Below are 13964 nucleotides of genomic sequence, written 5' to 3' on the forward strand. Positions count from 1 at the left end.
CCCCCCCGCCACAATCACCGGTTAGGGATTCCCCCCGGTTGCCCCAACCTTCCCCTGTTCCTAAAATTGGCGCCAATTTAGTCAAACATCCCCCGCCAGCAACACCCCCCGGCCTTCCACACTCCCCGGGAATCGAGGAAATCATGCAGTCCACCGCAGCACCCACCCTGGCCCCCGACGCCGCCCGCGCCCGCGCCATGTACGACCTTGGCCACAGCACCGTCTTCGCCTCGCGCATCGACCCGCGCTTCTCGTACTGCATGTACGTCCCCCCGCATATCGACCAGGCCAAGCACCCCATGGAGCTGGTCGTCATCATGCACGGCACCGGCCGCGCCTTCGTCGAATACCGCGACGCCTTCGCCGAATTCGCCCGCTGGAACGACTGCATCGTGCTGTGCCCGCTGTTCCCCGTCAGCCCGCTCGGCGACGGCAACCGCGACGGCTTCAAGCAGCTGATCGAAGGCGACATCCGCTACGACCACATCCTGCAGGGCATGGTCGCCGAAGTCGGCGAGAAATTCGGCCGCGACTTCACCCGCTTCGCCCTGTTCGGCTATTCGGGCGGCGGCCAGTTCGTCAACCGCTACACCCTGCTGCACCCGGAAACCCTGTGGGCCGCCTCGATCGGCGCGCCCGGCTCGGTCACGCTGCTCGACCCCAGCCAGGACTGGTGGGTCGGCGTGCGCGGCGCCGAAGCCCGCTTCGGCAAGGCCGTCGACATCGAGGCCCTGCGCCAGGTCGCGGTGCACATGATCGTCGGCAAGGCCGACCTGGAGACCTGGGAAATCACCCACCGCGAAGGCGGCAAGTTCTTCATGCCCGGCGCCAACGCCGCCGGCGCCACCCGCCCGGAACGCCTGGAGTCGTTGCGCCGCTCGTTCGAGGCGGCCGGCGTCAAGGCCGTGCTGGACGTGGTCGAGAACGTGCCGCACGACGGTCTCAAGTGCGTCGGCCAGGTGCAGGACTTCCTGGCCGCCGAACTGCGCAAACTGCGAAATGAATAACATCAAAAACAAGATCGGCGGCGGGCGCGCAAGCGCCTGTCTGCCGCGATAGGAGAGGGCCATGCTGCGTTTCGCGCTATCCCGTATCGTCATGGCCATTCCGACACTGCTGATCGTGGCAGTGGCGGTGTTCGTCATGATCCGCCTGATTCCGGGCGATCCCGCGCAACTGCTGCTGGGCGACCTGGCCACGCCGGCGGCGCTGGCCGACCTGCGCGCGCGCCTGGGGCTGGACCAGACCTGGCCCACCCAGTTCGGCATCTGGTTCGGCAACATGCTGCATGGCGACCTGGGTTCGTCCATCAACACCGGCCAGCCCGTGCTGCCGCTGGTGTGGGACCGCTTCCTGATCAGCGGCCGCGTGGTGCTGGTGGCCGTGCTGTTCGCCGCGCTGGTGGCCGTGCCCGCCGGCATGATCGCCGCCTGGAAGCAGAACAAGGCGCCCGACCTGATCCTGGTCGGCACCGCCACGCTGCTGGTGTCCATCCCCACGTTCTGGCTCGGCCTGCTGCTGCTGATCTTCTTCGGCCTGAAGCTGCAATGGCTGCCGGTGGTGGGCTACGTGTCCATCGGCGAAGACTGGAAGGCCGGCCTGCTGTACCTGGCCATGCCGATCCTGACGCTGTTCCTGCACGAGATCGGCGTGCTGATGCGCATGGCGCGCGCCAGCACCCTGGAAGTGCTGCGCCTGGACTACATCACCCACGCCCGCGCCAAGGGCCTGTCGGAATCCGCGGTGCTGATGCGCCACGCCTTCCGCAACGCCTTCGGCCCCACCTGGACGCTGATCGGCCTGGTGCTGGGCAACCTGCTCGGCGGCATCGCCGTGGTCGAAACCGTGTTCACCATTCCCGGCCTGGGCCGGCTGCTGGTGGATTCGATCTTCGCCCGCGACTATCCCGTGATCCAGGGCTGCCTGCTGTTCGTCGGCGTGATCTACGTGATCGTCAACCTGCTGATCGACCTCTGCTATCCCATCTTTGACCCGAGAGTGACCGCCGAATGAAAAAGCGAATTGCAGCTAACGCGCTGATAGGCGGCGTGATCGTGGCGGCGATGATCGTCGCGGCGATCATGGGCGCCTTCTGGACGCCGCACGACCCGCTCAAGATCAACTTCGTGGCGCGCCTGAAGCCGCCGGGCGGCGAATTCCTGCTGGGCACCGACGAGTTCGGCCGCGACGAGCTGTCGCGCCTGCTGGCCGGCGCTTCCAGCAGCGTCTGGATCAGCCTGCTGACGGTGGGTTTCGCCATCGTCGCCGGCACCATCATCGGCACCCTGACCGGCTTCGTGCGCGGCTGGACCGACCGCATCATCATGGCCTTCAACAACGCCCTGCTGGCCTTCCCCGGCCTGCTGCTGGCGCTGGGCCTGCTGGCGGTGGTCGGCGCCAACAAGTACGGCATCATCCTGGCGCTGGGCCTGGCCTACACGCCGTCGGTGACCCGTATCGTGCGTGGCACGGTGCTGTCGCTGCGCGAGAAGGAGTTCATCGAATCCTCGCGCGTGCTGGGCAACTCCGAGCTCTACACCATGGTGCGCCACGTGCTGCCCAATTGCGTCGCGCCGTTGACCGTGCTGGCGACCTCGATGTTCGGCTGGGTGATCCTGGCGGAAAGCGCGCTGTCCTTCCTGGGCCTGGGCGTGCCGCCTCCCGCGCCGACCTGGGGCAACATGCTGGCCGCCGCCCGTCCGTTCATGGCGCAGGCCTCCTATCTTTCCATTCTTCCCGGCCTGGCCATCGCGCTCGCGCTGCTCGGGATCAACCTGCTGGGCGACGCGGTGCGAGACCGCTTCGATCCCCGCATGAGGGGCGTGCAATGAGCGCACTGGTTACCGTATCGAATCTGTCCCTGACCGTCGGCCGTGGCGGCCGCGAAATCGTCGGCGGCGTGTCCTTCGAGGTGGCGCCGGGCGAAATGGTCGGCATCGTCGGCGAGTCCGGCAGCGGCAAGACCCAGGCGGCGCGCGCCATCATGGGCCTGACGCCGCCGCCGCTGGTGGTGGCCGGCGGCTCGATCCGCTTCGAGGGCGTGGAAGTCACCCAGGCCAGCCCGGCCGCGCTGCGCAAGCTGCGCGGCGCGCGCATCGGCATGGTGTTCCAGGAACCCATGACCTCGCTCAACCCGTCCATGTCCATCGGGCGCCAGCTGGACGAAGGGCTCAAGCTGCATCGCCGCGACCTGTCGACGGCGCAGCGCCGCGAACGCATCCTGGAGATGCTGCGCCGCGTCGGCATCCGCGACCCGAAGGCCGCCGTCGAGGCCTGGCCGCACGAGTTCTCGGGCGGCATGCGCCAGCGCATGATGCTGGCCTCGGTGATGCTGCTGGAGCCGGCGCTGCTGATCGCCGACGAGCCCACCACCGCGCTCGACGCGGTGGTGCAGCGCGACGTGCTGGAACTGATGGTCGACCTGACGCGCGAGCACAACACGGCCGTGCTGATGATCAGCCACGACCTGCCGATGGTGGCGCGCTATACCGAACGCATGGTGGTGATGCAGCACGGCAAGGTGCTGGAGACCGGCACCACCGCCGGCATCCTCGAACGGCCGCAGCATCCCTACACCCGCAAGCTGCTGGACGCGATGCCGCGCCGCCTGCCGGCGCGTCCGCCGATCCAGGAAGCGCCGATCGTCGAGGTCAGGAACCTGGTGGTCGACTACGCCGGCCACCAGCGCCTGTTCTCGCGCACCGGCGCCAAGCGCGCGCTCAATGGCATCGACCTGCACGTCAAGCCGCGCGAAGTGGTGGCGGTGGTGGGCGGCTCGGGTTCCGGCAAGACCACGCTGGGCCGCGCCATCGCCGGCCTGCTGTCGCCGACTTCGGGCCAGATCCTGTTCCGCAACCAGCCGGTCAGCCGCCGTTCGCCGGCATGGCGCGACTACCGCCTGAACTGCCAGATGGTGTTCCAGGACCCGTATTCGTCGCTCGACCCGCGCATGACCATCGGCGAGCTGGTGGGCGAGGGCCTGCGCATGCTGGTCGACATGCCGGCCGCCGACAAGCGCCGCCGCGTGGACGAAGTGCTGGCCGAAGTCGGCCTGGGCTCGGAATACGCCAAGCGCTTTCCGCACGAACTGTCCGGCGGCCAGCGCCAGCGCGTGGCCATCGCCCGCGCGGTGGTGCGGCGGCCGTCCTTCGTCATCGCCGATGAACCGGTGTCGGCGCTGGACGTGACGGTGCGGGCGCAGGTGCTGGACCTGTTCGCCGACCTGCAGGAACGCCACGGCTTCTCCTGCCTGTTCATCAGCCACGACCTGGGCGTGGTGGAACAGGTGGCAGACCGGGTGGTGGTGATGCGCGACGGCGGCATCGTCGAGCAGGGCACGCGCGACACGGTGTTCGACCAGCCGCGCGAGGAATACACCCGCAGCCTGCTGTCGGCGATTCCCGCGCTGGAATCGACCGAAACCGGGGGCGTGCGCCTGCGCTGGCGGCTGGACCAGCAGGAGCCGTCGCCGGCCACGGCCTGAGGGGACGGGTCCGCGCCGGCCGGGGCTTGCCGTCCCGGCGCGGACTTATGCATAAAATACGCGGTTTGGATTTGATTCACGGGAGTGGTCCATGCCGAAAGCGGCGGCGACACAGCCGGGCCTGGTTGACCGTATTGCCCTGGATATTCAGTCGGGGGTATACGGCCCCGGCGCGTGGCTGAAACAGATCGATTTGCAGGAACGTTACGGCGCCAAGCGTCTGGACGTGCGGCGCGCGCTCGACCAATTGACCGCCAAGCGGCTGATCGCGCACATCCCCAACCGGGGTTACCACGTCTACACGATGGACCCGGACCAGCATGTGCAGATCCGCGACATCCGCGTGCTGCTGGAAACCGGCGCCGCGGCCGACCTGATGCCCAACGTCACGGCGGCCAAGGTGCGCGCCCTGCGCACGCTGGCCGAGCGTTTCTCCAAGCTGCTGCAGGACGGCACGCTGCTGGAGCAGTACGAGGTCAACCTGGCGTTCCACGCCGGCATGTACGACATGTGCTCGAACCGCGAACTAGCGGCCCTGATCCAGGAAACGCGCGCGCGCGGACCGGCGGCGCCGGCCAAGGAATGGGTCACGCGTTCGCGCATCGAGATCTCGGCGCGCGAGCACTTCGACATGGTCGAGGCGCTCGAGGCGCGCGACGTCAAGCGCCTGCAGAAGATCATCGCCCAGCACGTCGGCCAGGACATTTCCTGACCCGGCGCGGGCGCGACGGCCCGGTTTTCGCGGCGGCCTTCCTGAAAAGGAGGCCGCCGCGGTCATTTCGGGGCCGCTTTCAGGGATACCCCGGATACCGCATCGGCCATTAGCCTGCATAATGGGCAGCTATTTTGGCGCCAATATAGTCATGAATCCGGCGTCGCATGCCCCCGGGGGAATTTCCGCAATGCACCACCTTCCTGTTTCCCGAGCGCTCGCGCTCAGCCTGGCCCTGGCCGCCGCAGGCGCGGCCCAGGCCGCCACCCTGACCATCGCCCAGCCGGCCGACATTCGCTCGACCAATCCGGGCGTCAACCGCGATAACACCACCGACGGCGTGGTGCTGAACATGGTGGAAGGCCTGGTCGGCTACCGGGAGAACGGCACGGTGGCGCCGTTGCTGGCCAAATCGGTCGACCTGTCCGAAGACGGACTGACCTATACCTTCAAGCTGCGCGACGGCGTCAAGTTCCACAACGGCGCCACGCTGACCTCGGCCGACGTGATCTGGAGCTGGCAGCGCTACATGGACGCGAAGACGGACTGGCGCTGCCGCAGCGACTTCGACGGCCGCAATGGCCTGAAGGTCACGGACGTGACCGCGCCCGATGCGCAGACCGTCATCATGAAGATCGACCGCAAGTCGGCCGTGTTCCTCGATTCGCTGGCCCGCACCGACTGCGGCATGACCGCGATCCTGAGCAAGGATTCGGTCAACGCCGATGGCTCCTGGAAGGAACCGGTCGGCACCGGCCCGTACCAGTTCAAGGAGTGGAAGCGCGGCGAGTACGTGCTGCTGACCGCGTTCAAGGACTACGTCTCGCCCAGCGCCGGCGACAAGCCGGACGGCTACGTCGGCGCCAAGCGCCCGCTGGCCGACGAGGTCAAGTTCCTGGTGGTGCCGGACCCGTCGACCGCCAAGGCCGGCCTGGTGTCGGGCGCGATCGACGCCAGCCAGATCACCATCACGGACGTGGCCGAGCTCAAGAAGAGCAAGACCGTGTCGGTGATGAGCCCGCACGACGCCACCAAGCACACGCTGCTGTTCCAGACGCAGGATCCGGTGCTCAAGAACGTCAAGCTGCGCCAGGCGATCGCGGCGGCGCTGGACATTCCGCAGGTGGTGGCGGCGGCCTCCGAAGGCCTGGGCCAGTTGAACAACTCGGCGGTGTACGCGGGGTCGGCCTACTACCAGGAGACCGAGAAGCGCACCTACAAGTACGATCCGGCGCGCGCGCAGCAGCTGCTCAAGGAAGCGGGCTACAAGGGCGAGCCGATCGTCATCTACGCCAACAAGCGGGCGCACGTGCCGAGCTATCAGGTGGCGGTGATCGCGCAGGCGATGATGCAGGCGGTGGGCATCAATGCCAAGATCGAGGTGCTGGAATGGGCCACGCAGCTGGACCGCTACAACACGGGCAAGTACCAGATCAGTTCGTTCACGTTCTCGTCGCGGATCGATCCGGCGCTGAGCTTCGAGCAGTTCGCGGGCGACAAGACCAAGCAGCCGCGCAAGGTCTGGGATGATCCCGAGGCGCAGAAGCTGATCGACGAGAGCTTCCTGGAGTCGGATCCGGCGAAGCGGCAGAAGCTGTTTGACCAGCTGCATACGTTGATGCTGGAGCAGACGCCGATGTTGGTGCTTTATAACGGGGCGGATGCCTGGGCTACGAATAAGCGGGTTGAGGGGTTTTCGGTTTGGGAGGGGAAGCCGCGGGCTTGGGAGACTAAGATCGTTGGCAAGTAAGTAGTTAGTAGGTTTTTGGCGGACGGTTGTTTTTTTGGGGGCCGTCCGGGGCGGCGTTGGCCTGCCGTGCGCGGGGCTACGATTGCGGTCCGGAGCGTTCGCTCCGGACTGCCCCGTTGTCATCCTCGTACGCCTTCGGCTACCTACGGATTCCCTCGGGCGCATCTACACGCCCCGCGCACGGCAGGCCAACGCCGCCCCGGACTCGACCGTTGAAACTTGACGGTTGCCGGGGCGGTTTTATTTTTTCGGGTGTCGCAATGCAAAGAGGCCGCTTTCGCGGCCTCTTCGTTTGGTGCGGTGCGCTGGATTTACTTCGCCACGCGTTCCACTTCCCAGGCGCGCGGCTTCTTTACGGCCCAGGGGGTGTAGCCCTTGATGTCGGTGCGGAAGGCGCCGATGTCCAGGCCGTTGTAGAGCGGGATGCTGGGGACGTCGGCCAGGAACAGCTTGTGCAGCTGGTCGAAGGAGGCCTGGCGCTTGGCGTGGTCGGTGTCGACCGAGGCGGCGTCCAGGAGTTTCTGGGCGTCGGGGTTGTCCCAGACCTTGCGCGGCTGCTTGGCCTTGTCGCCGGTGACCATTTCGTAGTTCAGCGCCGCGTCCAGGCGGGCGGAGTACGGGAAGGTCATCATCTGGTAGGTGCCGGCGTTGTAGCGGTCGAGCTGGGTGGCCCATTCGGACACGGACAGCTTGGCGTTGATGCCGACGGCCTGCAGCATGGCCTGGATGATGACGGCGGAGTTGTACGACTGCGGGTAGCGCTTGGTCGTGATCAGCTCCAGCTCCTGGCCCTTGTAGCCGGCTTCCTTGAGCAGCTTCTGGGACAGCGCGGGGTCGTATTTCCAGCCTTCCTTCTGGGTCGCGTCGTTGTACGGCGAGACCAGCGGGACGATGGAGTTGTTGGGCTTGGCCAGGCCTTCGGTGACGGCGGCGGCCAGCTGGTCGTAGTCGATGGCGTGGGCCAGGGCCTGGCGGATCTTGGGGTTGGACAGCAGCGGGTCCTTGGTCTGCAGCAGCAGCGCGGTCATGCTCATGACGGGCGCGTAGGCGACCTTGACGTTGGGGGTGCCTTGCAGCACCGGCACGTCGTTGTTGGAGACGTCCTCGATGATGTCGATGTTGCCGCGTTGCAGGGCGGCCTTGGCGGTGGAGTCGTCGGGCACGATGACGAAGCGCACTTCATCGACCAGGGGGCGCTTGGAGCCGGTGTAGCCGTCGCGCTTGCCGTCGCGGTTGGCGTAGTCGGCGAACTTGGTCAGGCGCACGTATTCGCCGCGCTTCCATTCGGCGAAGGCGAAGGGGCCGGTGCCGATGGGCTTGTCCCAGCTGCCGTCGGCCTTGACCGAGGCCTTCTGCAGGATGCCCGTGCCGCCACAGTCGGCGCGCGCCAGCGAGGCCAGGAACAGGCTGCTGGGTTTTTCCAGGTGGTAGACCACGGTCTGGGCGTCGGGCGCCTCGACGCCGGTGACCTTGACGGTGCCGCGGCCATCGAATTCGCTGGCGCAGCGCCAGCCGGAGTTGGCGGCGGTGTAGTGCTGCCAGGTCCAGAGCACGTCGGCCGAGGTCAGCGGCGCGCCGTTGTGGAACTTGACGCCCTGGCGCAGCTTGAAGGTGTAGGTCTTGCCGTCGGGGCTGATGTCGATGGACTCGGCCAGCAGCGGGCGCACTTCGGCGTCCTCGCCGTAGGCCACCAGGCCCTCGACGATGTGCAGCACCACCGCGTCGCTGTTGCTGTCGCGGTTGACGCCGGGCTCGGTCGAGCGGATGTCGGCGGTGAACGAGATGCGCAGCGGGGCCGGCGCCTGGGCCAGGGCGGAGCCGGCCAGCGTGCCCAACGCCAGGGCAACCGCGGTAGTCAGGAGTTTTGTTTTCATGGATGCGTTTCCAGGGGTTGCGCGGGCGGCCGGGGGATCCGGCCGCCGCCAGCGGTCAGGGGACCGGGAAAGCTCAGGCCGCGGCCAGCAGCTCGGGCTCGGCGTCCAGGCTGTAACGGGTGAAGGTGCGGTTCAGCGCCGGCAGCGGCGCCACTTCCATCAGGCCGGCGGCCGGTTCCATGACGACCATGGCGACGGTGGCCGACAGGTTGTCGTGGCTGCCGGGGCGCGGCGGGCGGCAGACCGAGTAGGGCGTGCCGAAGTCGTCGAACAGCGCGCGCTTGAGGTCTTCGCGGGTCAGCTTGTCCTTCTCGTTCAGCAGGCGGCGCACGCGCCAGTCGCGGTAGGCGCTTTCCGGGGTGCTGGCGCGGCCGGTGTCGCGCAGCTTGCCCAGGGCGACTTCGCTGACCCAGTGGTTGGCGTGCACGATCAGGTCGTCGGCGCCCGGGTAGATCGGGAAGGCTTCATCGGTGGTGCACTCGTAATCGACGCCGAAGCCGGCGGCCATGCCGATCATGATGTTGTTCGAGCACGACTTCTGGGTGGTGCTGACGGCCTTGATGGCCAGCGCGAAGTGTTCCTGCTCCAGCACCTTGCGGCGGATCAGCGACAGCGGCACGCCGAGCTGGCGGAAGTCGCGGTCGGACTCCAGGTAGTTGGCGGTGATCGACACGCCGGCGCTGTTCAGGCCGCTGCGGGCCAGGCCGCCGGCCTCGACGAAGGTCAGGATGTCCGGGCCGTTGTCGTTGCGCACGCGCAGCACGATGGCGGTCTCGGCGCACTCGGCGCGCCAGTCCCAGTTCTGGCCGTGGATCAGGCGGCCGTTGGCCGAGCGGGTCGGCAGGATCAGGGCGCCGGTGCAGCCGTCGCCCGGTTCGAGCTCGGCGGCCTTCTTCTTTTCGGCGCGGGCCTTGGCGATGACTTCGGTGCGGGCGTTGACCATCACGATGTCTTCGAAGGGCACGTTGGCGCCGGCGGCGATGCCGCGCATTTCCTCGAGGTAATGCGGCGCGAAGTTCTCGATCTCGCGGGCGAAGCTTTCGATCAGGCGGGTGCGCGCCATGGCGTCGTAGCCCAGGTCGACCAGCGTCTGGCCGTACATGGCGGCGCTCTTGCGCACGCGGTCGGCGGCCTGCTGGCCGTAGGCGCGGCCGCGGGCCTCGGGGGTACCGGAGACCGATACGAACGGGAATTGGGTGATCTGGGTCATGGACGGATAGCGGCGCAAGGCGCCGTGAGGTCGGGGGAGAGGAGGGAATGTTGCAAAAATATTAGCTTATTTTGGCGCCAATATTACCCAGGGTTTGCCCGGGGATAACGGTCCGCCAGGACCCGCGAAAGACCCGCGGCAGCGGTCTGGGAGGGGCGCCGCCGCGTCCGCCGGCTCCCGCCGCCAGGCCGGCGGACAGGCCGCGCCGGCTGGGCGGCGGCGCATCGGTCAGGCGCCGGCCGCGTGTTCGCGCGCCAGGTCGTCGCAGCGGGCAAAGCCGGCGCCGGCGGCGCGCAGCCGGTCGAGCAGCCGCTCGATCATCTGCAGCCGGGCGGCGCGTCCCACGCCGTTGTCCGCGCGCGGGTGCAGCGTCAGGCAGGCGTAGCCCTCGGCCGCCAGCAGCGCGTCGCCCTGTTCGGCCAGGTGCGCATAGGCGCGGTCCTGGGTCACACGGCGGCCGAAATGGCTGGCGTCGCACAGGCCCTCGCTCCAGGGCAGTTCGATCATGCCGGGGGCGCCGTCGGCGTCCAGCGCGTAGGGCGCGTCGTCGTCGATGGCGCTGCTGTCGTAGCGGTAGCCCAGCTCGCGCAGCAAGGGCAGGGTGCGCGCGCTGAAGCCGCCGCCGGTCCAGCGAAAGCCCTGCGGCGCCTGGCCGGTCAGCGCCGCCAGGCGGTCGCGGCCGCGTTGCAGCACCTCGGCCTCGCGCTCGCCCAGCGTGGCCAGGTCTTCGAAGGCGTTGCCCTGCGAGGCGGCTTCGTGGCCGTCGCGCAGGCTTCGTTCCAGCAGGTCGCGGCAGCGCTCGGCCTCGAAGGCGGGCCAGAACAGGGTGGCGCGGATTTCCTGGCGCCGCAGCATGTCCAGCACCCGCGCCAGGCCGCCGCCATAGGTGTAGCGGCCGTGGCCGTCGCGGCCGTGCAGTTCGTGTTCCGGGCGGGCGGCGGCTTCGGGGCCGATGCCCTGCACGTTGAGGGTGACCAGTACGGTCTTGGGGGCCGTCATGCGGTTCTCCAGGCGGCGGGGTGGGCCAGGCAGTGGCGGGCCAGCGCGGCCAGCGTCATGCAGTGCACGTCCGGCTGGGCGCCGACGTAGGCCAGGAAGCGGTCCATGGCGGCGGCGCGGGCCGGCGTGCCGGAACCGCCGGCGGCCTTGGGGTGCACCGTCAGGTGGATGTAGCCCTCGGCCTGGCGCAGCGCCTCGAATTCCTCGATCCAGTTGTCGCAGGCCTCGGCGGCCAGGCTGTGGCCGGTGAAATAGAACGGATAGTCGTCCAGCGACACCGTGTTGTTGGGCAGCATGACGAAGCCATCGCCGCCCTCGGCCGGCAGGTAGGGGCGGTCACGGTCCTTTTCGCTGGCGTCGTAGCAATAGCCGAGCCGGCGCAGCGTGGGCAGGGTGCGGTGGCTCTTGCGGCCCGACGGCGAACACCAGCCCACCGGCGTCACGCCCAGCTGCCGCTGGATCAGGGTGTGGGTCTTTTCCAGCAGCGCGGGTTCGTCCTCGCCCAGGTCCCAGGCTTCGTGCAGGTAGCCATGCGCCGCGATCTCGTGGCCGGCGGCCAGGATGGCGCGGAAGGTGTCCGGGTAATGCTCGACGTCGTAGCCGCAGGCGAAGAAGGTCGCCGGCATGGCGTGGCGCGCCAGGATCTCCAGGTGGCGCGGCACGCCGCGGCGGATGGCGTAGCGGCCGGCGGTATGGATGCCGGCGCCGGGGAACTGCTTGCGGCCGACCTCGACGGCGGGGCCGTCGACGTGAACGGTCACGCACACCACGGCGCGCACCGGCGGGGCTGATGGCGCGCGCCGTCCCTCGGCGCGTAGTTCATGGTTGAGCGCCAGCCAGGGATTGGCGGCGGCGTCCAGCGGGACGCCATAGGGAATGGCTTGCATCAGGTGGCCTTGATATTGGCGTTCTTGATCAGGGTGCGCCATTTCTCGCTTTCGGTGGCGACGAAACGGCGCAGTTCTTCGGGCGTGCCGCCGTGCAGTTCCAGCCCGTTCTGCGTCAGCTGCGCCAGGGCGGGTTGCTTGAGCGCGCTCTGCACCGCGCCGTTGAGCGTCTGGACGATGGCCGGTGGCGTGCCGGCGGGCACGAACACGCCGTTCCAGCCGATCGCCTGATAGCCCGGATAGCCGGACTCGGCCACCGTCGGCACGTCGGGCAGGGCGGGCGAGCGCGCGGCGGACGTCACCGCCAGCGGCCGTGATTTGCCGCCCTGGATGAATTGCTGCTGGTTGATCACCACGTCCATCAGCACCGGGAACTGGCCGCCCAGGAAATCGTTGACCGCCGCCGCCGCGCCCTTGTAGGGCACGCCGGGCAGGTCGAGGCCGGCCGTGGCCTTGAGCAGTTCCATCGCCAGGTGCGCCGAGCTGCCGTTCTGCGTGATGCCGTAGAAGTACTTGCCGGGGTTGGCCTTGATGAGGGCGACGAACTCCTGCAGGGTCTTGGCCGGAAACGACGGATGCACCACCAGCACGTTGTTGTAGTAGCAGACCATCGAGACCGGCTCGAAGTCCTTGATGGGGTCGTAGGCGATGTTCTCGTACAGGCTCTGGTTCACGGTGTGGGTGCCGGTGGAGCCGAGCGCGACGGTGTAGCCGTCGGGCGCCGAACGCGCCGCCTGCTGGGTGCCGATGATGCCGGCCGCGCCGCCCTTGTTGATCACCACCACGCTCTGCTTGAGCGCTTCGCCGATGCCCTGGGCCAGCGGCCGCGCCACCAGGTCGGTGCCGCCGCCCGCCGGGAACGGCACGATGAACTGGATCGGGTGTTCCGACGGGTAGCCGGCCGCGCGGGCCAGGCCGGGGCGGGCGAGCGCGGCGCCCGCCAACGAGGCGGCCGACGCCGCCATGAATTGCCGGCGGCTGATGCCGCCGGGCCTGCTGCTGGACTGCTTCATGCGATTTCCCCTTGGATGTGCATGCCGGGCGAGGCGGGCCGCGGACTTTTCGCTGTCCGCTGGCCTGCTGCTTCAGTATCATTATTCGATAAAAAACAATCTTCACCAATTAGTTTTTCTCTATAAATGATAAAAATAGCGAAGACGATAGCGAGAAGCAGAGCGTTGGGTGAGAAGCGATAGCGGAGGGTTATGGCGCAGGGGCGCGCCGGGATCGCTGTGATACGCTGCGCCGGTTCCGCCTCGCCCACCGTCCGCCGATTCCATGTCCACCCTGAAGCGCGCCCTCGCGATCCTCGACCTCTTCAGCCTGGCCACGCCGGTGCTGACGGCCGAAGAGATCATCTCCAAGCTGTCCTACTCGGCGCCGACCGGCTACCGCTACATCCGCGACCTGTCGGACCTGGGCTACCTGCTGCGCATGACGGGCGGCGGCTACAAGCTGGGGCCGCGCATCATCGAGCTGGACCATCTCATCATCGACGGCGATCCGGTGCTGGGCGTGGCCCGGCCGATCATGCGCGAGGTGGTGGACCAGGTCGGCGGCGACGTGCTGCTCAGCGTCATCCACGGCCTGCGGATCCTCAACATCCACCACGAACGCGGGCCCGACGCGCTCGGCATCCCGCACGGCCGCGGCCGCGCCCACCCGCTGTTCCGCGGCGCCACCGCCAAGACCATCATCGCGTTCCTGCCGCGCAAGGACCAGCGCAGACTCTACGAAGGGCACGCCGCCGAGGTCGAGGCCGCGGGCCTGGGGCCGACGCAGGCCGAGTTCATCCGCCACCTGGACGAGATCCGGGTGCGTGGGGCGTATCTGGGGGTGGGCGAGATTTCGCCGGAACGCGCCGGCATCGCGGTGCCGGTGTTTCAGGAAGACCGGCGCATCTTCGGCGCGCTGACCGTGACCTTCCTGGCGACCCGGCTCAACACCATTGCGCAGGACAAGACCACGGCGCTGCTGCAGGCGGCGGCGCGGCGCATCGAATCCCTGGCGCTGGCGTCCCGCATCAAGGAACAGGCCCCCGCGCCGTAG

Annotated in this window: 12 protein-coding genes; 7 read left to right on the forward strand and 5 right to left on the reverse strand. The window is 68.2% G+C overall.

Features of this window, described 5'->3' with window-relative positions; all coding sequences use genetic code 11:
- Nucleotides 1-143 precede the first annotated feature (143 nt).
- The 6 genes from AOZ53_RS02510 (at nucleotide 144) to AOZ53_RS02535 (ending at nucleotide 6945) form a co-directional block, all read left to right on the forward strand.
- Nucleotides 144-1007: an alpha/beta hydrolase family protein gene (locus AOZ53_RS02510; RefSeq protein WP_054486753.1), complete on the forward strand. Its 864-nt coding sequence runs from the start codon at nucleotides 144-146 to the stop codon at nucleotides 1005-1007.
- 61 nt (nucleotides 1008-1068) lie between these two features.
- A complete protein-coding gene (locus AOZ53_RS02515; RefSeq protein WP_006393367.1) occupies nucleotides 1069-2013 on the forward strand; it encodes an ABC transporter permease in 945 nt (314 codons plus the stop codon).
- A complete protein-coding gene (locus AOZ53_RS02520; RefSeq protein ID WP_054433393.1) occupies nucleotides 2010-2831 on the forward strand; it encodes an ABC transporter permease in 822 nt (273 codons plus the stop codon). The genes AOZ53_RS02515 and AOZ53_RS02520 overlap by 4 nt, the downstream gene beginning before the upstream one ends.
- Nucleotides 2828-4483 (forward strand): ABC transporter ATP-binding protein, encoded by a 1656-nt coding sequence (locus tag AOZ53_RS02525; protein ID WP_054486755.1) that lies wholly within the window; start codon nucleotides 2828-2830, stop codon nucleotides 4481-4483. The genes AOZ53_RS02520 and AOZ53_RS02525 overlap by 4 nt, the downstream gene beginning before the upstream one ends.
- A 91-nt stretch (nucleotides 4484-4574) precedes the next feature.
- Nucleotides 4575-5195, forward strand: coding sequence for a GntR family transcriptional regulator (locus AOZ53_RS02530; RefSeq protein WP_054433391.1), 621 nt, complete (start codon nucleotides 4575-4577; stop codon nucleotides 5193-5195).
- A 190-nt stretch (nucleotides 5196-5385) separates the two neighbouring features.
- Complete coding sequence (locus AOZ53_RS02535) at nucleotides 5386-6945, forward strand: ABC transporter substrate-binding protein (protein WP_054433390.1); 1560 nt, start codon at nucleotides 5386-5388, stop codon at nucleotides 6943-6945.
- 311 nt (nucleotides 6946-7256) lie between these two features.
- Here AOZ53_RS02535 and AOZ53_RS02540 read toward each other — a convergent pair whose 3' ends face one another.
- The 5 genes from AOZ53_RS02540 to AOZ53_RS02560 all read right to left on the reverse strand — a co-directional run bounded on the left by AOZ53_RS02540 (nucleotide 7257) and on the right by AOZ53_RS02560 (nucleotide 12928).
- Nucleotides 7257-8819 carry an ABC transporter substrate-binding protein gene (locus AOZ53_RS02540; RefSeq protein ID WP_054429680.1) on the reverse strand — a complete coding sequence of 521 codons (1563 nt, stop codon included), beginning with the start codon at nucleotides 8817-8819 and terminating at the stop codon, nucleotides 7257-7259.
- A gap of 73 nt (nucleotides 8820-8892) precedes the next feature.
- Nucleotides 8893-10029, reverse strand: a complete 1137-nt coding sequence (locus AOZ53_RS02545; protein WP_006393373.1) for a C45 family autoproteolytic acyltransferase/hydolase — start codon at nucleotides 10027-10029, stop codon at nucleotides 8893-8895.
- A 228-nt stretch (nucleotides 10030-10257) separates the two neighbouring features.
- The gene (locus AOZ53_RS02550) at nucleotides 10258-11028 is read right to left on the reverse strand and encodes a polysaccharide deacetylase family protein (protein ID WP_054429679.1); all 771 of its coding nucleotides are present in this window, start codon (nucleotides 11026-11028) and stop codon (nucleotides 10258-10260) included.
- A complete protein-coding gene (locus AOZ53_RS02555) occupies nucleotides 11025-11915 on the reverse strand; it encodes a polysaccharide deacetylase family protein (RefSeq protein WP_054486757.1) in 891 nt (296 codons plus the stop codon). The genes AOZ53_RS02550 and AOZ53_RS02555 overlap by 4 nt, the downstream gene beginning before the upstream one ends.
- Entirely contained in the window at nucleotides 11915-12928 is a 1014-nt protein-coding gene (locus tag AOZ53_RS02560; protein ID WP_054429677.1) for a Bug family tripartite tricarboxylate transporter substrate binding protein, read from the reverse strand. Before AOZ53_RS02560 ends, AOZ53_RS02555 begins: the two co-directional genes overlap by 1 nt.
- A gap of 265 nt (nucleotides 12929-13193) precedes the next feature.
- Here AOZ53_RS02560 and AOZ53_RS02565 point away from each other — a divergent pair, with 265 nt between their 5' ends.
- On the forward strand, nucleotides 13194-13964 hold the full coding sequence (locus AOZ53_RS02565) for an IclR family transcriptional regulator (protein WP_054429676.1): 771 nt from the start codon (nucleotides 13194-13196) through the stop codon (nucleotides 13962-13964).

The organism is Achromobacter sp. 2789STDY5608621 (assembly GCF_001299375.1).
GTDB classification, from domain to species: domain Bacteria; phylum Pseudomonadota; class Gammaproteobacteria; order Burkholderiales; family Burkholderiaceae_B; genus Achromobacter; species Achromobacter insuavis.

Coding starts and splice junctions, on each gene's coding strand:
- AOZ53_RS02510 (WP_054486753.1), top strand. CDS start 144: ATGCAGTCCACCGCAGCACCCACCCTGGCCCCCGACGCCGCCCGCGCC.
- AOZ53_RS02515 (WP_006393367.1), top strand. CDS start 1,069: ATGCTGCGTTTCGCGCTATCCCGTATCGTCATGGCCATTCCGACACTG.
- AOZ53_RS02520 (WP_054433393.1), top strand. CDS start 2,010: ATGAAAAAGCGAATTGCAGCTAACGCGCTGATAGGCGGCGTGATCGTG.
- AOZ53_RS02525 (WP_054486755.1), top strand. CDS start 2,828: ATGAGCGCACTGGTTACCGTATCGAATCTGTCCCTGACCGTCGGCCGT.
- AOZ53_RS02530 (WP_054433391.1), top strand. CDS start 4,575: ATGCCGAAAGCGGCGGCGACACAGCCGGGCCTGGTTGACCGTATTGCC.
- AOZ53_RS02535 (WP_054433390.1), top strand. CDS start 5,386: ATGCACCACCTTCCTGTTTCCCGAGCGCTCGCGCTCAGCCTGGCCCTG.
- AOZ53_RS02540 (WP_054429680.1), bottom strand. CDS start 8,819: ATGAAAACAAAACTCCTGACTACCGCGGTTGCCCTGGCGTTGGGCACG.
- AOZ53_RS02545 (WP_006393373.1), bottom strand. CDS start 10,029: ATGACCCAGATCACCCAATTCCCGTTCGTATCGGTCTCCGGTACCCCC.
- AOZ53_RS02550 (WP_054429679.1), bottom strand. CDS start 11,028: ATGACGGCCCCCAAGACCGTACTGGTCACCCTCAACGTGCAGGGCATC.
- AOZ53_RS02555 (WP_054486757.1), bottom strand. CDS start 11,915: ATGCAAGCCATTCCCTATGGCGTCCCGCTGGACGCCGCCGCCAATCCC.
- AOZ53_RS02560 (WP_054429677.1), bottom strand. CDS start 12,928: ATGAAGCAGTCCAGCAGCAGGCCCGGCGGCATCAGCCGCCGGCAATTC.
- AOZ53_RS02565 (WP_054429676.1), top strand. CDS start 13,194: ATGTCCACCCTGAAGCGCGCCCTCGCGATCCTCGACCTCTTCAGCCTG.